The organism is Hymenobacter montanus, from assembly GCF_014699115.1.
GTDB classification, from domain to species: domain Bacteria; phylum Bacteroidota; class Bacteroidia; order Cytophagales; family Hymenobacteraceae; genus Hymenobacter; species Hymenobacter montanus.
This window is the reverse complement of record NZ_JACXAD010000005.1, coordinates 227,218-247,883: the sequence shown is the minus strand read 5'-3', so window position 1 is coordinate 247,883 and position 20,666 is coordinate 227,218. Positions and strand designations below refer to the sequence as shown.

The window sequence follows — 20,666 nt, the reverse complement described above, 5'->3', positions numbered from 1 at the left end:
ACAGCAGCTCTAAGATTAACATTTCGTGGCTCACTACCAGCGTAGCGTCCAGGAAGCGCCGGTGAAGGGGCCGTAGCTATAGGGTGAGAATTGGCCCTGCTGGTACCAGGGGCGGGGCCGGCGGGGGGGGGCTAGGCCGGTGCCGGCCGGGTCGGCAACCGGCTCGACCCGGGTGCGGCCGTTGCGCACGGCAATTTTGGCAAAGGCATAGCCCAGGGCAATGCCAATGGGGTAGTCGCTGGCCCAATGCACCCCATTATTGAGCATGGAGTAGCCCAGCAAGCCCATCAGCGAGTAGCCTAGGGGGCGGATAAAGCGGTGCTCGGGGTAATTATCAGCAATGACCGTGACGGTGGCCATGGCGGTGGCCAGGTGGCCCGTCGGAAAGGCGTCGTAGTTGGGCACGGAGCTCTGGTAGCGGTTGTACGAGGGCAGCAGGTGCCACTCGCCCCGGTCTTTGGTGGCCACGAACGGGCTCTGGCGGCCAGTAGTCCGCTTGAGGGCCTGCACTACCAGGCCCGTACTAAGAATGGCCTGGCCGAGCTGGCTGGAGGTTTGCAGGGCGCGGTTGTCTTTACGTAAGCCGCCGTACACCCAGAAGCTGGTGGCAATGGTCAGGTGAGTCCAGCCGTCGCCGAGGTAGTAAAACGTGCTGTTCAGGTTATCAGGCACGTTGAACTCCAGGGGCAGCTTGGCCTGGCCGATGCGGAAGGGAATGTAAACCAAGGTCTTTTGTGTGCTTGCGGCCTTCAGCCCCAAAAACTTCCCAAGGTCCTGCGCCCAATCGATGATGACTTCATCCGCCACCCAGAGAGCGGCCGAACTCGCCACCAGCCCTAGCAGGGTCCTGCTGTTTTCCTGCCGGAAGGCGTAGCGCGGAAACTGGCCCAGGTCGCGCGGAATGTGCCAGAGCCAGCGGAAGGGCTTGGGTTTCTCGTAGTGCCAGGTTACGCCAGGAGCCACGGTATAGTCGGCTATGCGGCCTTGCGCATTGCGGGGGTGAGCCCCACTGGCGGTCAGCGTAGTGTCGGCCGGGCGGAACTCCATTGAATGCTCCCGCCCAGCCGCCACCTCCGTAGTATCAGGGTCGGGGGGAGGGAGAGTTGTACTAGTCGAATCCGGCGCGCTGGTACGCAAATGCCCGGGGGCAGCAAGGCCGGGGGAGGCAAAAAACGCGCTTGCCAGGGCCACAAACAGGCCCGTAAAGCGGAGAAAATGGAAAGATTTCACAAAAAAATACGAACTCAAAACCGCTCTTCCGCCCGGGGCCAGGAGCCTGAGGAACGGGGCCCCAAGGATGGGTAAGGAAGACCTTGGAAATTGCTGAAAAACCCTCAAAGGTAACACCGGGGCCACGTCGGGCTAACGTTGAGTTAAGGCAAGGAGCCGGGCGCCGGGCTGCCCGCACCGACGGCCAGCCACTGGGAATATTGCCCGAGTACCGTACCTTTCAGCGAAGCCGGGCCGTGGTGGTCGGCTCGCTTACGCGTCCTGCTATGCTACCAGCCGTTTCCGTCCCCAGCGCCTCGGGCTTGGTTTATCCCCCGCCGGGTACTAACCAATTTCAACTCCAGTTTGAGGCTTTGCGGCAGAACGAGCCGGCCCTGCGGGCAGAGGGAGTGGCCGCCCGCCGCGCCCGCCTGCAAAAGCTCGTTGGCTGGCTGCAGGCGCACCGTACCGAGATTCAGCAAGCGCTTTACGCCGACTTCCGCAAGCCCGCCGCCGAAACCGACCTAACCGAAATCTGGACCTCGCTGGTCGAGCTGCGACACACCATCAAGCACCTGAAAAAGTGGATGGCTCCGCGCCGGGTGGGGGCGCCAATGGCCCTGCTGGGCACGCGTTCGTGGGTGCAGGTCGAGCCCAAAGGCGTGGTCCTGATCATCGCGCCCTGGAACTACCCCTTTTATTTGGCCGTGGGACCGCTGGTCTCGGCCATTGCGGCCGGCAACGCGGTGGTTATCAAGCCAGCCGAGCAAACCCCCGCCACTTCGGCTCTGCTACGCCGGCTGTGCGAGGAATTATTTCAGCCCAATGAGGTGCTGCTGCTCGAAGGTGGTAAGGAAGTGGCCACCGAGTTGCTGAAGCTGCCGTGGAACCACATTTTCTTCACGGGTAGCCCCGAGGTAGGTAAGATTGTAATGCGCGCCGCGGCCGAGCACCTCAGCGGCCTCACCCTCGAATTAGGAGGCAAAAACCCCGCCGTGGTCGACCACACGGCTAACCTGCGCGACGCGGCCGAGAAAATCGTCTGGGGTAAATTCCTCAATAACGGCCAAACCTGCGTGGCCCCCGATTACCTGCTGGTTCAGGAGAGCGTGCAGCCTGCTTTCATGGCCGAGCTGGCCGCGGCCGTACAGCGGGCTTATAACCCTACCGGAGCCGGCATCCAGCAATCAGAGTCCTTGGCCCGGATAGTAAATCAGCACCACTTTGCCCGGCTCGCGGGTCTGCTCGAAGACGCCCAGGCGCGGGGCGCTACCGTGGCCGCGGGCGGCGCCGTCGATGCCTCCCAGAACTACATCGAGCCCACTATCCTGACCAACGTGCCGGCCGGGGCCCGCGTGCTGGAAGAGGAAATCTTTGGCCCGCTACTGCCCGTGCTCACCTTTAAAACCTTGGACGAAACCGCCGAATACATCAACGCCCGGCTCAAGCCGCTGGCGCAATACGTGTTCACGACCAGCGCCGAAACCCGGCGCTACCTGCTGAAGAATGTGTCGGCCGGTGGCGCGGGGATTAACGAAACGGTACTCCACTTCGCCCACCCCGAGCTGCCCGCCGGCGGCGTGGGCAACAGCGGCCTGGGCAAGGCCCACGGCCATGCCGGCTTCCTGGCTTTCAGCAACGAGAAAGGTGTGATGCGGCAGCGCGTGGGCTTCACCGGCATCAAGGCCATGTATCCGCCCTACACGCCCAAGGTGCGGAAGCTAATTGAATTACTGATGAAATACCTCTAAAAGTGGAGCAACTTGGTACGACTTGGCGGTTCTGTTTATTCGGTCGTTGCTGTTGGCCGACTCCAAAATCACGCTCGTTCCCAATTACGGCCTAGCGCGTGTAATGCAGAGGCATCTTGCCCATCGCCGAAGACCATATCAGACCAGGCGCAAAGAAGCTCGCTAGGGTACTTTTCTCGCTAGGGTAGATGCCGGGGCCGGGGAACCGATGGTTAACTTAAGAACCGCCTTGGTTGGCTGCGAAGTCAAGTCCAGAGCACGGCCTAGCCGCGGAGCGGCGACAGGTTGGTAGAACCCGGGATGATGGGATGAAAGCCGCGGAGCGGTGACAGGGCCGCCAGAGCTTCTATCACCACTACGCGGCTTCTGAGTGCAGCCCCGCCAGCCGCTGGTAACTAATCCACCGATATATTATAATGAGACAAAGTCAGTGAGAAATCACCTCATTACGCTGTCGAAGCGGGAACGGAGGAAGGATAGCAGTTACGATAAGCTGGCTACCTCTCCCTAAGCCTGGTATCGGCCCTGACTCCAAATATTATCAGGTGAGGGCTTGCTCTTCGAACGAGAGCCGGCGTCAAGCTCCGGGGCCTACCTAGCCGCCTTACGCCTTACTTCTGCCGCTGCTGCATCTCCTCGGCCATTTTGCGTTGGTTGGCTCGCAACTGCTTGAATTTGACGGGGCCCAACACGGCCAGCAGGCCCTTTTGGGAGTCGGCGTTAATGCGCTTGAGCTCGGTCAGCAGACCAGAAGATTGGGGCGGGTATTTCGCCTTCGCCGCGTTGGCCTCTTGCACAGTTCTATTGAGAATGGTCCTAACCTGGCTGGTTTGCTCGGGAGTGAGTTGGAGGTCGGTGGCCATCACGTCGGCCAGGTCACGGGCGGCACTGGCTGGTGTGGGCGACTCAGGGGGCCGAGCGGTTGCGGCCACGGGCGCGGTGGAGGGGCGTGCACGGCGGGTGCAGTTCGTTAGCAGCAGGAACGCCAGCAGGGGCAGGAGGGTGAAGCGGAGCAGAAAGGTTGACATAAGAGCTTAGAAGGCGAATAACCCTCATACGCAGATTCACCCCTTGGCGGTGGAGCCGGTATAGCACTAGCGTAGCTAGTCGCCCGAAAGGCGTGAAAGGCAGTCTGAGTAAGTGAGAATGTATATACACCAGCTTGTTTTTTGGACAAGAATTCAGTTATCTGGTATTTAAGAATATTGTCCTGCGGATTTGGTTGAAAGCGGAGTACTACCCAGAGGTTTGTCATCTACCGTTTTGGACTGTACCAGGGGCTGTGGTTAGTTGGCAGAAGGCAATAAAAAGGCATCCGGTTGATTTTGTCGCGGAAGCGCAGCCAGTTTCCGTTTTCACTTCGCGATAACTTTAAATCATCTAGCCTGCGTATCTTCAGCCAGCCCACTTGCTCATAAAATTCCAGCGCACTACCGCAGCCGCGATGCTCACGTTATGGCCGTGCCTGCTACCAGATTGCGTAGTCGCTATTGCGGCGGCCCACCGGGCCCGCACTTTGCATTTCGTTGTCCATGCCGAATGCCCCGATTACCATGAGCGGGGCCTAATTACAACGTCGGGAGGCGTGGAACGGGGCCGCGGCCATCGTGGTGAGCATGCTGAAAGCCAGCAATTGGTTTTATGGCTTGCTAAGCGCCCGTCAGAATGTTATCTTTACGCTTCCCATCCTTAATTCTTTTCTTTTTTGAATGAAAAACATACTCCTGTTTTCGCTGCTTAGTGTAGCTATTCAGCCGGTCGTCGGCCAGACTTTTGTGGCCGTACCGGGCCGGGTGCCGGTGGTCGTGTGCCCGGCCCGCCCCGAAAACATGCATACGCGGGTGGCGCCCCCGGCGGCCTATCTAGAACAGCAACGCACGGGGCGCCGGGCGACGGCGGCCACCATCCAGGTCACCTACACCGGGTTCACCCCCCAGGCCCAGGCCGCGTTCCAGCGGGCGGTTGATATCTGGCAATCGATCCTTTCCTCGCCGGTGACCATTCATGTCAATGCCAACTGGACGCCCCTGGCGGCGGGCGTCCTCGGATCGGCCGGAACCACCGGCTACTACACGCGCCTCGATGGGGCTTCGCGCCGGGACGTACGGTACCCAGTGGCGCTGGCCGAGAAAATCGCGGGCCGCGACCTGAACGCGCCCACCGACGCCGACATCAACGCCAACTTCAGCAGCACCTTTAACTGGTACTACGGCCTCGACGCCAACCCCCCTTCTGGCCAGTACGACCTGGTGACGGTGGTGCTGCACGAGCTCGGGCACGGGCTGGGCTTTCAGGCCGGTACCAGCTACGACGCGACGGCGAACCAGGGCACCTATGGCACGCCACCGGTCAACTTCGCGACGTACATCGAAAATCTGGCGGGCCAGCAGCTGACCAACGCCACGCTCTTCGCCAATCCTTCGGCCGCGTTGGGCGCGCAGTTTCGCAGCAACAACCTGTATTTTAACAGCCCGCTGGCCAAGGCCGTCAACAGTGGGGTGCGGCCGAAGCTATATGCCCCCACCACGTTTTCGGGCGGCTCGAGCATCTCGCACCTGGACGAAAGCACCTACCTGGCCGGTAACGTCAATTCACTAATGACGCCGCAAATCGGCTCAGCCGAGGCCATCCATGACCCGGGTCCGATCACCCGGGCGATCTTCAACGAGCTCGGGTGGTTCAACACGGCCATCCGGCACACGCCGCTGCGCGACACGGAGGTGGCGCAGAATTTCGTGATCAATACCTTGGTGGAAAGCGATGGGACGGTCAAGCCCAACTCGGTGAAGCTGGTGTACGCCATCAACGGGGGGGCGGAAACGACGGTGGTGATGACGGCCACGGCCACGCCGAATCAGTACACGGGCACGATTCCGAACCCGGGGCTGAACAGCAACGTGAGCTATTATCTGCAGGCGGAAGACGTGGAGACGAACCGCACGTACACCGCGCCCGGCCTTTACGCCACGTCCAGCACGCCATCGCGCTACCGCTTCCGGGTCGGCCCCGACACCCAGGCGCCGGCCGTTACTCACCGGGCTCCCTCTTTCCTGTTTGCCAGCCAGTTGCCTTATCAGCTTACGGTATATGCCAAGGACAATCAGAACGTGGGTACCGTAACCCTGGAATATAACGTGAACGGCACTGCGCGGCCCAACATCCTGCTGAACCGGCAGAACGACACGACCTTCGTCGGGCAACTGACTACCGCCGCTGGTCCTATCAACACGGGTGACGTGGTAAGCTACCGGGTGGTGGTACGCGACGTGGCCGTGGCCGTTAACCAGACTGTTACCCCAGCCAGCGGCCTCTACTCCGTACAGATAGTCTCTTTCAAAGCGCCGGTGACTACGTATGTCAACGCCCTGAATAGCAGCACCCCGCTTGATTTTGTAGGGGATGGTTTCTCCATTACCCAGCCAGCCGGGTTTACCACCCCCGCCATTCATTCCGACCACCCGTACGCGGACGGTGCTGATGCCAATTTTCAGAGTAACATCATCTACCAAATGCTGGTGCCCATCATCGTGAAAGCCAATCCCACGGAGGCCGTCGTGAAGTTTGACGAAATCGTGCTGGTCGAGCCGGGTGACCCCGGCAGCGTGTTTGGGGGCGCCAACTTCTACGACTACGTGGTGGTGGAAGGCAGCAAAGACAACGGCGTTACCTGGACGCCGCTGGCCCCGGGCTACGACTGTAACGCCCAAGCCGACTGGCGGGCGGCCTGGGACAGTGGTACGAGTGGCCTCAATTCCACGGGTGTTGGTACGCCAGCCCTGTTCAAGCCCCGCACCCTAAACCTGCGCGACCAATTCGCGGCGGGTGACGTGGTCCGCCTGCGCTTCCGCTTGTTTTCCGACCAGCTCAGCCACGGCTGGGGCTGGGCCATCGACAACCTGGCCATTCAGGACGTGGTCGTTTCCGGTACGGCGCTGGCTGAGTTGAAAGCAAACGACGGCCTGCAGGCCTATCCCAACCCCACGACGGGTTATTTCCGGGTGCAGGCTCAGTTCGAGCGTCCGGTGGCCGGCTTGCAGCTGGTCGTGCGCAACAGCGTCGGCCAGGAAGTGCTGCGGCAGGCCGTCGCGGGCAACCAGCGCACGGTGTCGGTTCCCGTTGATCTGAGTGGTCTGGCCTCGGGCATGTACCACATCAGCCTGGGTACGGCAGACGAACTGGTTTCGCGCAAAGTGCTGGTCCAGAAGTAAACGGTTAGTTATCAGCCGAAAGCGAAAGGGCTGTCTCAGGTGAGGCAGCCCTTTCTACGTTTAAGTACTGAGTAGTTAGCAACTGTATAGTCCCAGGAGTTAGGGGAGGTTCTTTTGCTACCGAAGCTCACTTCACGACCATACGCCTAGCCCATTGTGGCGGCCACTTGTGGACGGCTGGCGCGCGCCTCCCCGGCCTTCAGGCCCTGGGCCGTGAAGTGGGCCAGGGCCATGATGGTGAGCATGGGGTTGACCCCGCTGCACGCCGGAAAGGCCGAGGCATCGGCCACGAAAAGGTTTTGCACCTCCACCGTTTCGCCGTTAGGTTTCAGGGGGTGGGTGGCCGCCACCCCGCCCATGCGGCAGGTGCTCATCTGGTGGGCGCTGTACAGGCCAAACTGGTTGGGCTTCCAGCTTAAGTACGGCAGCTTGTCGAGCACGTCCGGGTTGCGCAACACTCCGGCGTGGGCGTGCAGGGTGGGCAGCGTATTATGGGGCAGGTACACAGTTTCGGCCCCGGCGGCTACGTGAATTTGCGCGGCGGCCCGCACTCCTTCCAGCATGTTGGCCCGGTCGAAGTCCGACAGGGTGTAGTCAATCAGCGCGGTGCCGTGCTTGTCGAGGCTCACGCGGCCCCCGTCGCGGTCGCGGGTGAGCACGATAAACGAGCCGAGGCGGCCAGCGTCGCGCAGCAGCTCGTGGTGCTGCTGGCCCGAGAGCCAGGGCAGCACCATGCTCAGCAAGCCCGGGTGAGTGGGCGGCGTTTCCAGCTTGGCGCCAAAGTTGGTGCCGTGCAGCATGGTGTAGGTGTCGTTGACCACGCTCATGCTCGGCCCGTGCCAGGAGTTCATGGCGTGGGGGTAGCGGGCCCCCACCACCACGGTCGGGTGCAGGTGCAGGTGCTGGCCCAGGTGCGGGTGCTTCAGGCCCGAGCGCAGCAGCAGGGCGGGCGTCTGAATAGCCCCGCCGGCCACTACCACCCGGCGGGCCCGCACCGTGATGCGCACCGGGCGGCCATCGGCAGTGGTGTGCACTGCTTCGGCCCCGGTTGCCCGGCCCTGGGCAATGGTCACCCGGTCGACCTTGGTGTCGGCCAGGATGCGGGCGCCGTGCTCGAAGGCCGTGAGCAGGTAGGTGTTCAGCGTGCCTTGCTTGAGGCCGTGGGCGTCGCCCAGGGTGGTGTAGCCGAGGGCGCGAAAGTGGGCCTCCGAATCGGTGAGCCCTTTTTCATTGCGCGGAATCAGCTTCACTTCCTGGCCCAGCCTGGTCGAGCCGTCCCAGAGGGCCTGGTTTTGGCCGTTGTGGCGGACGTAGTTGGTGTTAACGCCGATGGTGCGGGCCACGGCGTTGAGGCTCTCCTTAAATTCCAGGGTCGTAAAGTGGGGCACCTCGTGCTCGCGGGCCCACTCCTGAAGCACGTAATCCGGCGTGCGGAAAGCCCCCGCCCAGTTCACGGTGGTACCGCCGCCCAGGCAGGAGCCGGCCAGGATGCCGATACTTCCGTCCTGGGTTGCCAGGGCGCCTTTGGCGTCGTAGAGCTTGCCGAGCATCTCTACTTCGCGCTGGGTGAAGTCGCAGCCGTGGCAATAGGGCCCTTTCTCGACGACCAGCACGTCGTACCCCGCCTGGGCCAGCTCGCCGGCCACCACGCCGCCCCCGGCCCCGCTGCCAATAACGAGCACCTCACAGTCGTACACCGTGTCCTGGGTAGGGCGCAGGGGTTGAATGGGCCGGGGCGTATCCACCGGCCGCTCGTCGGGCCCAGGGTAGCCCAGGCGGCCCCAGGCGGCGGGCACCTCGGCCATGCTGCCGCCGTAGTACAGCAGCGTGCACAGCTTGCGCAGGGCCTGAAACCCCTTGCGCAGCTGCGGCACATTCGACGCGGCCCAGCTTTGCAACAGCTGCTCGCGCTGGGTGGGGTCGAGTTTGCGGAAGGGCTTCAGGGGCCCAAACCAAGTGAGGCCCAGCAGGGGCTTCTCCAGGAGGTCGAGCAATTTGCCGAACTCGGCCTGGGCGCCCAGGGGTTGCTCGCGAACGAGGTCCTGCAATTTCTCCAGGTTCAGGCCGGCGGAGCCGGCCGGGCTGCCGTCGGGCAGGGCCGGAATAAAGGTGTCGGCCAGGGCCTGCAGCAGAGTAGAACGGTCGGGCGTAAGCGTAAACATGAGGCGAGCAGATTAAGGGCTAAAAGGTAGGAATTTTTCCGCAAAGTGTTAGGCGTGCCGAGTAGTTAGCCAGAACGCTGCCCGCGCGCCCAGCAGTGGGATGCTGCCTTGGCCGCATCGGTAACAACCAACTGTTCGTTGTTCTTTTGCGGGATTATTTTCGTTTCCCTGCCTGGCGCAGCGAAGGCTGCCCCCACTTCACCTGTTGGCTCAGTACGCCCCACGTTGTCGATGTCCCACCTCATCCAAACGCCCGAAACCACCCACCGTGTTCACTTCCAGGACTGTGATATGCTGGGCCACCTCAACAATGCCCGCTACCTCGACTACTTCCTCAACGCCCGCGAAGACCACACCACCGAGCACTACGCCCTGAACATGGGTGAGCTGGCCCGCGAGCAAAACGCCGCCTGGGTTATCACCAAGCACCACATCAGCTACCTGAAGCCGGCGCGGCAGGGCGCGCAGGTGCGCATCAGCAGCCAGCTCATTCATGCAGCCAGCTCATTCATTTCGATAATTCCAGCGTGGTGGTGGAAATGCAGATGCGCGACGCCACCGGCACCCGCCTGCTGGCGCTGCTGTGGTCGGAAATGGCCTTTGTAACCATGCCAGCCGGCACCCGCACCGACCACGCCAACGCCATGATGGACCTGCTCGACCAGCTCGACGTGGAAACCGTGAGCTACGATCCCGACGGGTTCGACGACCGGGTAAAGGAGGTACGCCAGCAGCTGAAAAAGCAGCGGCGCGAGGCGTAGCCCTACGGGACGCTAACGGGGCGTGACCCCTCTCTGTAGGGAAAAGGCACTGGATTGGGAGGAACGAGAGTAGAGAGTACATTTTCTCGTGCGCGGGTGGTGGGGCGAAAGTTGAGAGCTAGCGAAAGAGTTAGCTAATAAACAAGTGTTTTTGCATTTTTTCTCGATGTCAGGGTAGGTGCTTGATTGGAGATATGGGGATAAAAATATCCTCTTACATTCGGGCCGAAACTAAGCTTTACAGTCTACCCTGAACGGATGAGAATTCTATCAATGTCGCAAAGCGACCTGTTGCTGCTGTTACCGCTGGCCGGGCAGAACTACCTTGACCACCAGTCCAAATTTGGGCAGTACAAAGAGCGGTACACCCCAACGTTGGGGTTCAAGACACTGGCTCGTTCGCGCATAGACGAAACGCGGTTCGGGAACGCGGCCTGTGGGACCAACGCCAAGCTGATGCGGAGCGAGCTGCTGGGCTGCTTCGAGGAGTTTGTGAAAGTGCAGAGTGATGCGCAATGCATCTTCCTGCGGGAGCTTGGGGGGCGACTATCTCAGATTGCTAGGCATCATGAGCTACATAAGACAGGCAGGAACACGACATTCTTAAGAGCGCCCATGCTGGGCGCGTATTAGTGGAGGTGGCAGGGCCGAAACTAGCCATCATGGTTGGTGAGCGACGCCAATGAGTGCTTCGTGCAGTCCCTGTCGGCGGTTGATTACATGGTAGCGCTCAGAAGCGCAGGCTACGTGCAGCAGAAGTGTAGTGACGGGGGCTGCTGGGATCATGGGTAATATTATATTAAATACAAATATCTAACCGAACATGGTTTCAATTTTCAAAAATGACCTTTTGAGTCTTAGTAATACCCAACTTGTCAATAAATACTACCTTTCAGGTGGAAGTTTTGCTCTTGATGATAGCATGCATCACCAAATTAGAGAGAAAGTCGCAAACCATTTTCAGGTAGATTTTAGCAAGGTTTTCTTAGTAGGATCTGCAAAGCTAGGGTTCTCTATTAAGCCTAAACGAAGGTTTCTCCCATTTAGGGATGAGTCTGATATAGATATTGTAATTATATCTCAAGATTTGTATGAAAGAATTTGGCAAGAGCTGTATTCATTTGAGAGAAATGGTGGATACTGGGAGCAAAGTCATTCATTTAAGGAATACCATTTTAAAGGTTGGATGAGGCCCGATAAGTTGCCTCTAGAGACTTCCTTCATTAGGACCAGAATGTGGTGGGATTTCTTCGAAGGAATTTCAGGCAGTGGGGAGTTTGGCCCGTATCGGATACGAGGAGGCTTGTATCATTCAAGATTCTTCTTCGAGAATTATCAGAACCAATGTTTTGAACAATGTAGAACACAATTAAATAATGAAAACTTCAGCAACTAATAGAAAAATTCGGATTCTATTAACATCAATTCAAAATGGTGAACTTGTTCCTAAACCCTACTTTCAGCGTCGGCTTGTCTGGTCTAATAAACATAAATTAGCATTCATAAAGACTGTTCTTCAGGGTTATCCTTTCCCTGAGGTGTATGTTGCCGCTGGTGAAGTCAATAACGAGACAGGAGTTGGTACTGAGTGGCTAGTCGATGGTCAACAGCGCATTTCTACGCTCTTCCAGTATTTTAAGGGCGCTGAGGAATTAAAGCTTGATAGAAATACCAGACCATATCGGGAGTTGGGTGAAGATGAAAAGCGCGACTTTTTAGAATATGAGGTGGTTATCCGGGATTTGGGACGAATGTCTATTGAAGATATTCTAGAGGTGTTCAAGCGGATTAATTCAACTAATTACGCGTTGAATCCGATGGAAATTCATAATGCTCGTTATGACGGCGATTTTAAAGAATTTGGAGACAGACTGGCCAGCATGCCTTTCTTTGAAAACAATAGATTCTTTAAAAATACTGAAATAAAACGTATGGGTGATACCAGGTTTTGTTTAACAGTAGTGGTGTCAATGATGTCGGGTTATTTTAACCGTGATGAACAACTAGAAAAATATCTTGAACGATACAATGAGGAGTTCGATGAGAGGGGTAAGATAGAGTCGGAATTTAACGCTACAGTCGAATTTATATCTGACTGTAAGTTTCCTAATACTTCAAGGGTATGGAATAAAGGTGACTTATTCTCCTTGTTAGTTGAAGTCCATAGAGCATTGTTTAAAAGAAAAATTAGTCTGAACCTGATTGAGACACGAAACAGGCTTAATGATTTTTATGCAGCAATCGATAAGGTTGACTTAACTAAGGATGTGTCAGAGTCTGATGAATACGATAGGATTTATGCTCGTGCTGCACTGCAAGCTTCTAATGATAGGGGCAGTAGAGTTAGAAGAGGTGAGATAATTCAGTCCAAGCTAGACCTAGAATATGCACCTCAATTAAAGATTGATTGAGGGAATCAGAAAAGTTAATGAGGATACAAAATAGCTCAGCATTGGTAATCCAATAGGGATTTCCCATATCAAGAATTTACCTCAGTTACTCCTGCGACGTCGATTGCATTGCAGGCAGGTGGAAGGGGTAAAGCGTAGGCGGTTGGGTAAATACCTGCTGCTGGTTAGCCTTACTGTTGTCAAGGGCCAGCCTTAACGCACCCATGACATGATACTCCAGGTTAACGCGAATCAATGTCGCGTCGTGGGTCCCAAGCTGGGAGCGAAATAGGGTATAATGGTTCCGTTGACTCAAGCGAGATAAGAAAAGAACTGAAAGAGCTATGCCAAGCACATTCGCCAGAACCTCAGCCCACTAGGACACCGGTTGGACTCAAAACTATTTGATAGCGAGAAAATAAAGAAGCCCACTTTTGAGCGGGCTTCTTTATGTGACGTCAGGTGCAAGACCGGTTCCCCTCGTCGGTGGAGACGGGTTCATGCCCCGGGGATCCCGTGAGGTGTCATTGCCTCCACGCGTTATCCTTTTCGTTGGCATCCATGAAAATGCCGCCCAGCAGCTTCACGGCTTTCACGGCTTTCGGGACGGTTACCGTGGCTTGCCTGGGGTTGGCTTGCCAGATGGCCGGCGACTGATGCAGCGTCTGCTGGCTGCCATCGGCGTACACCACGGCCATATCGAAGGGCACGGCGAAGCCGCCAATGTTTTGCACCGTGACGCTGGTGCCCGCGACCGGCCCCACGGCCAGGTCAATGTAGTTGTTGGTGAAAAACCAGTTGTTGAAAAACCAGTTCAGGTTGCGGCCCGCGGCGTCGTTGAAGGAGTTGAAGTAATCCCACGGAATGGGGTGCTTGCCGTGCCAGCGGTCCATGTAGGTGTGGAGGCACTTCTTGAACAGGTCGTCGCCCAGCAGATCTTTCAGGGCGAGGTAGCTCAGCGAGGGCTTGCCGTAGGCGTTGTTGCCGTACGCCGCCCCGCGCAGCTCGCTCGAGGGCGTGATAATGGGCAAATCCTGGCTCGTAGAGGCGTCGTGAATCCAGCTGGCGACCCGGAACCGCTTGTAGAGGTTGTCGACCTCGGCCACCGGGTGTTCCGAGCGGCCGATGAGCAGCTCCAGGGTGGTGGCCCAGCCCTCGTCCATGAAGGCATAGCGGCTTTCGTTGATGCCCATGTAGAAGGGGAACCAGGTGTGGGCAATTTCGTGCTCTTCGACGAACTGGGCAAACCGCAGGTCCTTCTGTGGGCTGTCGTTTACCATCATCGGGTATTCCATGTCGGCGAAGCCCTGAAAAACCGTCATTTGGGGGAACGGGTAGGGGATACCCGGCCAGTTGTTCTTATTGGAAAACCAGCCCAGGGCATTGCGGCCGTTGTCGACAGCGTAGTGGAAGTCGGCGGTGGAGTCGGCGAAGGCCGCTTGCACGCTGGCCCGGCGCTTGGTACTGGCATCGACGATGACGCTGGCCCCGTCCCACACGTAGTGGTCGCTCAGGCCGAACGCGACGTCGGAGATGTCGCGGGCCTGCCACTTCCAGGTGTTCACGGGGCGCTGAGCCGTAATTTTCCGGGCGGCGAGGTCAGCCGCGGTGACGATGTGAATGTTCTTGTCGCTGGTCAGCGATTGTCTCAGGCGCTGGGCGAAGGGCTTCTGCAGCACTTCATCAGGGTTTTGCAGGGTGCCGGTGGCCCATACCAGGTAGTTGGCCGGGGCTTGCACGTGCAGGGTGTAGTCGTTGAAGTCGTTGTAGAATTCCTGCTGATCGGTGAAGTCGAGTCGGTCCCAGCCGTTGTAATCGTCGTAAACCGCTACACGGGGGTAGAAGTAGGCCAGGAAGTAGGTGGTTTTGTCGATCATTCCTTCCCGGCCGCTTTCCAGGGAGATGGGGAAGTGCCAGGCGCAGGTCAGCTGCACCGAATCGTGGGGGAGCAGGGGGCGGGGCAGCGGCAGCACGCGCCAGGTGGCGTGGCCGGCGTAGGGCAGCGCGCTTTTCTGCCCGGCCACGGTCAAGGTATCAATTTCGACCCCCGAAGTGAGATAGTCGGCGGAGGCATCGGTGTAGCGGGTCGCGCCGGGCTGGTGAATATTGGGGGTTAGCCGGATTACCAGCCGGCGCAGCGTGTCGGGGCTGTTGTTGAAATAGCTGATGCGCTCGCGGCCCCGGATGTTGCGGTTGGGCGGCAAGACCTGCATCGTGATGTGGTAGCGGGCGCGGTTCTGCCAGTAGTTGGGGCCGGGGCGGCCGTCGGGTGCGCGGGTGCCCTTGGCATAGGCTTGCTGGATATCGCGCGGCAGGTACAGGGCCTGGGCAGAGGCGGGGCGGCAGAGCCCAACCACTAGGAGGACGGCAATGAGAAGTCGAATCATAGGCAATAACAGACGGCGGCGTAATGGCGGGCGTTGCACCTCCCTGGCCAGTGGCGCGGAGCGCCGCCTTGGCCCCGCCTCCCGAAACGTAAGCGCCGTCATTAATTGTGGCCCGAAGTGGGGGCGTGGTTACTGAATCACTTCCACCCAGCCTTTGTACTTGCGGCCGTCGGTGTACGTGACGAGGTAATAGTAGATACCCGACTGGCCCGCGCCGCCCCAACGGAAGTTACGGTCGGGCGACTGATACACGAGCTGGCCCCAGCGGGAGAAGATTTTGATGCTTGCGAACCGGCGGTTGCAAAAGTCGAGGGGCAGGTTGGGCATAATCAGGTAGTCGTTTTGACTATCGCGGTTGGGGGTGATGACGTTGGGCGGGCGAAAAGCCGCGGTATCTTCCAACGGGGTTATCTCAAACCGAATCCGGCGCTCCTGCGGCAGAGGTACGCAGGGCCCGGTCTCCGCCAGCTGAAACCGGACGGTCAGGCCCTCGGCGTTAAACGCCCCGCAGTCGGCCTCCCAGGTAAAAGTGCCGCTGGCCTGGCCCGGGCCGTTCTGCGCGGTAAAGCTCATCTTCGCGGCCGCCAGGTCGAATCCCTCCCCGGTAGCAGTCAGGGTCAGCGGGTTACGGTCGGCATCGCTGCCGGCCAGGGTGGCGGTGTAGCGGGTGCCCAGGGGCACCCGTACCACCGTCGGGGCGCTGCCCGCAGCGGGGGGGGGCGGGAAGCTGGTGGTGAGCACGGGCGCCTCGTTGGGTGGCGGGGTCGCGGTGAAGGCTACCCGCACGGTGTCGTGCTTGGGGAGGCTGCACCCGTTGTCGGCCACGATGAGGTCGAGTAAATACACCCTGCCCCGGCTATCAATGCACTCAGGGAAGCAGATAGTCGCCGTGAGGGTGTCCGGGGCGCCGGGAGTGCGTACCGTACCGCTGCTGGGGGTGGTAAACACGGGAGCCGGTCCGCTGAAGTTAACCGGCCGGCTCGTCATGGTCAGGGCCGAGTTGGGGTTGGGGTCGGTGTAACGAATGGTCAGGCAGCGGTTGCTGCCAGGCCTTAGGCGCAGGGTGTCGCGCCCGGGCCGGTACAGCCCCGGGCTGCCCTGAGTGCGGACTTGCAGCCGGGGCGCATCGTTCGTGGGGCAGTTGAGCACGTACAGTTGGAAGTCGCGCCGGGTCTCGCCAATCTTCAGGCCGTTGCGATACTCCGAGCAGCGTACGCCAAACACGTACAGCCCCAGGCTGCTGGGCCGCACCGTGAGGCGGCCGGTGCGGGCATCAATTCCCAGCGCCGGGCTGCCCGGAACCTGGTTGCTCGCACCCAGCCCAGGCCGCCAGGTGATGGGAATGTAGGGCGCTGGTCCAGGTTGAGAAAGCAAGGGCGCGGCGGCCGTGGTGTGGCCGTTAAGTGGCGTTACCATGTCGTAGGCCAGAGAGTCGCCATCGGGGTCCTGGCCACCGAAATCGTAGTAGAACAGCTCGTTGCGGCAGGCGTAGTCGCCTAGCGGGGGGAAGATGCGCGGAGTGGAGTCGATGAATGGCGCGCCGTTGCGCACCACGGCCGGAAACTCCAGGTAAAAGGCCTGAGCCGCCGCCTCGGGCATCAGGATGTTGCTGATGGTCACGTTACGGCAGCAGCGTTCCACCGCCACGTAATACCCCTGCGGACTATTATAAGTCGCCGCGTTGAGAACGATATCATTGGTGTACACTAGCTTGCGAGTGCTCAGCGAGCCCACGGCGCAGGCCGGGTTGGTGTAGGTCACGAAGGTGTTGCCGGTCAGGGGGAGCACCACATTGGTGAGACGGCGGTTATCGGCTTTGCTGAAAATGCTGGCCGTCAGTTGCTGGTCGAGGGCCCCGGCGCTGCCGTTGATGGCATCAAAATACAGGTTGAGGCTGAGGGTGTAAGTGCTACCAGTCCGGTATCGCAAGTCCAACTCGCCGCCCACAATGTGGGTGGCTGCCGCTAATAGTGGGGTGAATAGGGCCAGGAGCAGCCAGCAGAGGCGGGAGGTAATCAGGGACAGTAAAGGGTGTTTCATTACCTGGAAGATAGCCGGAAAAAATAATTTGTTCGCTACGGCTTGTTTTTTTCTAGAAAAAACAGCACTGCGATGGGGCAAAGGGTATCCATCTGACCCAGCTTGCTATAGTTGTGGAAACGTACCCACGGTTAAGCTGCGCCGGATGCTTACGCGTGCCCTCAAGCACTCACGTCAACCAAAAAACGCCTCAGCTATCTGCCCGCTTAGAGCGGCTCTCCAGTCACTGCACCGTTTTTTAGGAATTAAAAATTAAAAATGAAGAATTAAAAATTTGACCAACTAATTTTTAATTCTTCATTTTTAATTTTTAATTCCTTGCTCCGATGCGAAAACGGCTCTATCTGCTCGCCTAAGCAGCTCCCAGTGCAAACCCGCGAACAAAGCCGCCCCGCCGGACTGCGTTTTTTTCAGGTTCAGGTTAGTCCCATCAGCCAGCTTCGCCCCAGCCAGTGCAGCAGAATCCACATCGCGGCGTCGAACACCAGCAGGAAACCGCCCTGCACCCACAGCGAGCGGCCAAAGCCGTGCAGCCGGGCCTGGTGCGGCTGCCCCGGCCAGGCGGCCTGCGCCCGTAGGTAGAAGCCCGTCATTACATAAGCCACATCCAGTCCGGCATTGAGCAGAAACAAATTCTCGTTGAAAAGCTGCGCCCGAAATACTTCGCCTAAGCCCAGACCGGCCGGGGCGCTGAAGTGCAGGTGCAGAACCCCCCAGCACGCCAGCGCCGCGTTGATGGCCCCCCAACCTACATTCATGCCGTGGAAATAGAAGGCGGCGTAGCGGCGGTCGGCTTTTGATAAGAACCGGCCACTGACTATCAGGTTGGCCAGGGCCCAAGTGGCCAGCACCGCCAGTCCCCGGCCGATCAGCAGCTCCTGGGCTTGAAAAATGGCCGCCAGCTCGGCGGGGGAAATGGGAGGCATAGACGGTGACTACGGGTGCAAAACAACAAAAAAGGAAGCCCAAAGGCTTCCTTTTTGCCAAGTAACGATTCAATCAGGATTATTTCCGAAAACCGAGGCCGGGGTACGGTGGCTGCGGCGGTCGGAAATACCGTTGGTGAATGAGGGCGGAATAGCTGGGTTTAATCACCGTGCCGTCTTGGTAAGTCTGGTCCCGGCCCGGATCAGAGCGCCTGCTCAGCCGGGCTGGAGCACCAGGAGAGCGAGTAGGGGTGACTATTGCGTGAAGCCGATGCCCAAATACACCTGAACCAGGTTGTTGTAGACTTTGCTGTTGCCAAACTGCGCCGCCACCAGGCCCGTTTCGCTGGGCCCATCCTTAAAGACTTTGCCCAGGCTCAGGTTGTAGCGCGCCCCCAGGCGGGCGGGGCCGAGGCGGGCTTCCAGGCCGCCTACTCCACCGTAATCGAGCGAGTTGAAGCCGTTTTTGGAGATGTCCAGCGCCTCATTTTCCCGTCGGATATTAGTCAGCAGCGACACCTGCGGGCCCACGTGGAAGCTGATGGTTTCGGTGATGTTGCCCACGTACATCACCGGCAGCGTCAGGTAGTCCATGCGGAAAGCCTGGCGCCCGTTGTTCGGGCCAGAGTTGGCTTCAAAGCCTTGGCGCGAGTATAAGATTTCCGCCTGGATCGACGAGAAGTTGTTGAAGCCAAACTGGCCGTACAACCCCGCGTGAAAATCGTCGCGCGAGTTCCGGGCTATGCCCTTGATGTCGTTGCCGCGCAGGCCATTCAGGTTGTAGCCACCCTTAATGCCAAATCCCGTGTTACGCGACTCGGTGACGGCCCCACCCGTGTAGTCCACCGAAGAAAGGCTACCGCCCGGTCGGGCTTGAGCAAATGCGGCCGTGGAGTAAACCAGGGCGAGCACTGAAAACAGAAGCGTCTTTTTCATGGTTAGAACAGAATAAGCTAAAATCAATGAATAGCAGGGGAACAGTTATTATTCCCACTCGCCCCTATACTTTTACGGGACGAGAAAGTTGTCAGGTACAGTCTATAAAGCTGAAAAAAAGCGCTGGGCGGTGCGCCAAAAGCAGTCGTGCCTTACCTTTGGGGCCGCGGTACCCTGGCAGGCCGCTCCCGGGGTGTTAGCTCAGTTGGTTCAGAGCGCCACCCTGACACGGTGGAGGTCGTTGGTTCGAGCCCAATACACCTCACATAAAAAACCCCCTTACGATAGCGTAAGGGGGTTTTTTATGTGAATTGCACCCAAATAATCGATGGCACCGGACCAATCGACGCGCAGCCAGCGGAGATGGTTGCTATCAATCTGGGGTGCGAGCTCTACGCCTATCGCAGCAAGGAACAGCTCCGGGCGCACTGGGAGAAAAAGTAAAGCCCCCGGGTGGATTAGTTGGTAGGGCCGTTATCAACCCGCGCTTCAATGACTTGCTGCACCGAAGCCGGAACCGCCGAGAGCAGGTCGTACCCAGTAGCCGCTTCGATGGCGTTGATGCTGGTGCGATACGCGCCCCACGTTGTGCTGATGGAGTTATCGTTGGGTGTGTCGACGGCGATGACGCGGGTGCTGGCGGTTACGCGGGTTGCGTCGTTGCTGCCAACGGGTAGCACCACGATAACTTTCCAGCAGCGGGCCGGCACGGTAACGCGGCCTTGGTCGAGGGTCTGGGCGAAGCCGTTGGCGCCGGTGCCGCCCCGGCCGTAGCTCCCACAGATAATATACACCTCGTTGCCCACGTCGAGGAAGGTTCGGGTGTAGTCCTCCAGGTTGGCCCAGGTCTGCTGGTTGCTGCGCGGCGCCTGGGGCATCATGTTCGTCATCAGGAACGTAGCTGAATTGTCGGCCACCGAGCTGGTGCGATCGGCTGAGGGGCAGTTGTGGCCGCGGTCGAAGCCCGAGCCAACGTAGCTGCTGGCCGACACTTGGTACCAGCCCGGGGGCAGGGTGGCATCCGGGCGGAAATCATCTTGGCGGGCGGCACTGCCGCGCCAGTCGCTACTGAGGTGCCAGCTCACCCAATTGGGCTTGCCCTGGTCGCGGTTGTAACTCATGGCGTATTGGAGCTTGCTGAGCAGGTAATTGCTGGGCTGAGCCGGGTCGGGGGTGGCACCACTGGGGTTGCCCAGGGCCAGGTGATCGCTGAAGTATTGGGGTGGGAGTGGGGTGGGAGGAGGGGATGGTTCCTTTTCACAGGCGGCAACGGATAAGGTGGCTGCGAGCGCCACCAGGCGAAGAGAAAGGGATTTGTGCATCAGGCAAAGGTCTGTAGAAAAGAATGGTCAATATGATTGATGGATGAATAGTTTGTATTGCCTTTGCCTCGTTATGAACTTCTTCACTCCCCCGGTATAGCAATTGCACCCCACCTACGTGGGCCGGCTGCCTGTTGCCTAAGAAGGAAGACCTCTTAACGACGCGCACCCCGGCCCACCTAGTGGTTCGGGTTTTTTTAGTGCTCTGTAGTTTAATGATGAAACAATGTCAGCCAATTGGGCGGCATCTCTGGGTGTAAGTCAGTCCGGTCAGACAGCCTGTTTTGGGAGTAGGAAGCCGCAGGTTCTAATCCTGCTACCCAGACTCCCAGAAGAACATTTCTATTGATTTGTCAAGAGCGCAACAACTTGGTAATAAGTATAGAAGCAGTGTTAAAACGCCGATTTCTAAAGTGGCCTGGCGTACCAGGCTCATCGAAGAACGCGGCTATGCTTGTGAGGTATGCAAACTCAGCAAATGGTTAGAGCAGCTAATAGTCCTAGAGCTTCACCATAAAGACGGAAACAATAAAAATAACACAGGTGAAAACGTTCAACTGCTCTGCCCTAACTG

The 20,666-nt window shown here is 58.7% G+C and carries 15 protein-coding genes and 2 tRNA genes; 9 read left to right on the top strand and 8 right to left on the bottom strand.

Annotation, left to right across the window (positions count from 1 at the left end; translation table 11 throughout):
• Window positions 1-33 precede the first annotated feature (33 nt).
• Window positions 34-1,230 (bottom strand): phosphatase PAP2 family protein, encoded by a 1,197-nt coding sequence (locus IC235_RS06435; RefSeq protein WP_191004341.1) that lies wholly within the window; start codon window positions 1,228-1,230, stop codon window positions 34-36.
• Window positions 1,231-1,496: 266 nt separating this feature from the next.
• Here IC235_RS06435 and IC235_RS06430 point away from each other — a divergent pair, with 266 nt between their 5' ends.
• The gene (locus IC235_RS06430; RefSeq protein ID WP_191004340.1) at window positions 1,497-2,960 is read left to right on the top strand and encodes an aldehyde dehydrogenase family protein; all 1,464 of its coding nucleotides are present in this window, start codon (window positions 1,497-1,499) and stop codon (window positions 2,958-2,960) included.
• A gap of 611 nt (window positions 2,961-3,571) precedes the next feature.
• Here IC235_RS06430 and IC235_RS06425 read toward each other — a convergent pair.
• Window positions 3,572-3,988, bottom strand: coding sequence for a hypothetical protein (locus IC235_RS06425; RefSeq protein ID WP_191004339.1), 417 nt, complete (start codon window positions 3,986-3,988; stop codon window positions 3,572-3,574).
• 681 nt (window positions 3,989-4,669) lie between these two features.
• Here IC235_RS06425 and IC235_RS06420 point away from each other — a divergent pair.
• On the top strand, window positions 4,670-7,168 hold the full coding sequence (locus IC235_RS06420; RefSeq protein WP_191004338.1) for a T9SS type A sorting domain-containing protein: 2,499 nt from the start codon (window positions 4,670-4,672) through the stop codon (window positions 7,166-7,168).
• A gap of 146 nt (window positions 7,169-7,314) precedes the next feature.
• Here the strand turns inward: IC235_RS06420 and IC235_RS06415 are convergent, their stop codons facing one another.
• Window positions 7,315-9,330: an FAD-dependent oxidoreductase gene (locus tag IC235_RS06415; RefSeq protein WP_191004337.1), complete on the bottom strand. Its 2,016-nt coding sequence runs from the start codon at window positions 9,328-9,330 to the stop codon at window positions 7,315-7,317.
• 231 nt (window positions 9,331-9,561) lie between these two features.
• Here IC235_RS06415 and IC235_RS06410 point away from each other — a divergent pair, with 231 nt between their 5' ends.
• The 5 genes from IC235_RS06410 to IC235_RS06390 all read left to right on the top strand — a co-directional run bounded on the left by IC235_RS06410 (window position 9,562) and on the right by IC235_RS06390 (window position 12,502).
• On the top strand, window positions 9,562-9,936 hold the full coding sequence (locus tag IC235_RS06410; protein WP_191004336.1) for an acyl-CoA thioesterase: 375 nt from the start codon (window positions 9,562-9,564) through the stop codon (window positions 9,934-9,936).
• Window positions 9,937-9,938: 2 nt separating this feature from the next.
• Complete coding sequence (locus IC235_RS06405) at window positions 9,939-10,091, top strand: hypothetical protein (RefSeq protein WP_223847104.1); 153 nt, start codon at window positions 9,939-9,941, stop codon at window positions 10,089-10,091.
• A 258-nt stretch (window positions 10,092-10,349) separates the two neighbouring features.
• Window positions 10,350-10,724 carry a hypothetical protein gene (locus IC235_RS06400; RefSeq protein WP_191004334.1) on the top strand — a complete coding sequence of 125 codons (375 nt, stop codon included), beginning with the start codon at window positions 10,350-10,352 and terminating at the stop codon, window positions 10,722-10,724.
• A gap of 190 nt (window positions 10,725-10,914) precedes the next feature.
• On the top strand, window positions 10,915-11,487 hold the full coding sequence (locus IC235_RS06395; protein ID WP_191004333.1) for a hypothetical protein: 573 nt from the start codon (window positions 10,915-10,917) through the stop codon (window positions 11,485-11,487).
• Window positions 11,468-12,502: a DUF262 domain-containing protein gene (locus IC235_RS06390; protein ID WP_191004332.1), complete on the top strand. Its 1,035-nt coding sequence runs from the start codon at window positions 11,468-11,470 to the stop codon at window positions 12,500-12,502. The genes IC235_RS06395 and IC235_RS06390 overlap by 20 nt, the downstream gene beginning before the upstream one ends.
• A 503-nt stretch (window positions 12,503-13,005) precedes the next feature.
• Here the strand turns inward: IC235_RS06390 and IC235_RS06385 are convergent.
• The 4 genes from IC235_RS06385 to IC235_RS06370 all read right to left on the bottom strand — a co-directional run bounded on the left by IC235_RS06385 (window position 13,006) and on the right by IC235_RS06370 (window position 18,770).
• Window positions 13,006-14,868, bottom strand: a complete 1,863-nt coding sequence (locus tag IC235_RS06385; protein WP_191004331.1) for a M1 family metallopeptidase — start codon at window positions 14,866-14,868, stop codon at window positions 13,006-13,008.
• A gap of 129 nt (window positions 14,869-14,997) precedes the next feature.
• On the bottom strand, window positions 14,998-16,908 hold the full coding sequence (locus tag IC235_RS06380) for a T9SS type B sorting domain-containing protein (protein ID WP_191004330.1): 1,911 nt from the start codon (window positions 16,906-16,908) through the stop codon (window positions 14,998-15,000).
• A 416-nt stretch (window positions 16,909-17,324) separates the two neighbouring features.
• Entirely contained in the window at window positions 17,325-17,834 is a 510-nt protein-coding gene (locus IC235_RS06375; protein WP_191004329.1) for a DUF6992 family protein, read from the bottom strand.
• A gap of 255 nt (window positions 17,835-18,089) precedes the next feature.
• Window positions 18,090-18,770, bottom strand: a complete 681-nt coding sequence (locus tag IC235_RS06370) for a porin family protein (protein ID WP_191004328.1) — start codon at window positions 18,768-18,770, stop codon at window positions 18,090-18,092.
• A 190-nt stretch (window positions 18,771-18,960) separates the two neighbouring features.
• Between IC235_RS06370 and IC235_RS06365 the strand changes: the two genes are divergently transcribed.
• Window positions 18,961-19,035, top strand: a tRNA-Val gene (locus IC235_RS06365).
• A 193-nt stretch (window positions 19,036-19,228) separates the two neighbouring features.
• Here the strand turns inward: IC235_RS06365 and IC235_RS06355 are convergent.
• On the bottom strand, window positions 19,229-20,092 hold the full coding sequence (locus IC235_RS06355; RefSeq protein ID WP_191004326.1) for a DNA/RNA non-specific endonuclease: 864 nt from the start codon (window positions 20,090-20,092) through the stop codon (window positions 19,229-19,231).
• A gap of 250 nt (window positions 20,093-20,342) precedes the next feature.
• Between IC235_RS06355 and IC235_RS06350 the strand changes: the two genes are divergently transcribed.
• A tRNA-Pro gene (locus IC235_RS06350) sits at window positions 20,343-20,417 on the top strand.
• Window positions 20,418-20,666 lie beyond the last annotated feature (249 nt).

Bases quoted from the DNA above. Each gene is read 5' to 3' on its own strand.
- IC235_RS06430 (WP_191004340.1), top strand. From the start codon at position 1,497: ATGCTACCAGCCGTTTCCGTCCCCAGCGCCTCGGGCTTGGTTTATCCC.
- IC235_RS06425 (WP_191004339.1), bottom strand. From the start codon at position 3,988: ATGTCAACCTTTCTGCTCCGCTTCACCCTCCTGCCCCTGCTGGCGTTC.
- IC235_RS06420 (WP_191004338.1), top strand. From the start codon at position 4,670: ATGAAAAACATACTCCTGTTTTCGCTGCTTAGTGTAGCTATTCAGCCG.
- IC235_RS06415 (WP_191004337.1), bottom strand. From the start codon at position 9,330: ATGTTTACGCTTACGCCCGACCGTTCTACTCTGCTGCAGGCCCTGGCC.
- IC235_RS06410 (WP_191004336.1), top strand. From the start codon at position 9,562: ATGTCCCACCTCATCCAAACGCCCGAAACCACCCACCGTGTTCACTTC.
- IC235_RS06405 (WP_223847104.1), top strand. From the start codon at position 9,939: ATGCCAGCCGGCACCCGCACCGACCACGCCAACGCCATGATGGACCTG.
- IC235_RS06400 (WP_191004334.1), top strand. From the start codon at position 10,350: ATGAGAATTCTATCAATGTCGCAAAGCGACCTGTTGCTGCTGTTACCG.
- IC235_RS06395 (WP_191004333.1), top strand. From the start codon at position 10,915: ATGGTTTCAATTTTCAAAAATGACCTTTTGAGTCTTAGTAATACCCAA.
- IC235_RS06390 (WP_191004332.1), top strand. From the start codon at position 11,468: ATGAAAACTTCAGCAACTAATAGAAAAATTCGGATTCTATTAACATCA.
- IC235_RS06385 (WP_191004331.1), bottom strand. From the start codon at position 14,868: ATGATTCGACTTCTCATTGCCGTCCTCCTAGTGGTTGGGCTCTGCCGC.
- IC235_RS06380 (WP_191004330.1), bottom strand. From the start codon at position 16,908: ATGAAACACCCTTTACTGTCCCTGATTACCTCCCGCCTCTGCTGGCTG.
- IC235_RS06375 (WP_191004329.1), bottom strand. From the start codon at position 17,834: ATGCCTCCCATTTCCCCCGCCGAGCTGGCGGCCATTTTTCAAGCCCAG.
- IC235_RS06370 (WP_191004328.1), bottom strand. From the start codon at position 18,770: ATGAAAAAGACGCTTCTGTTTTCAGTGCTCGCCCTGGTTTACTCCACG.
- IC235_RS06355 (WP_191004326.1), bottom strand. From the start codon at position 20,092: ATGCACAAATCCCTTTCTCTTCGCCTGGTGGCGCTCGCAGCCACCTTA.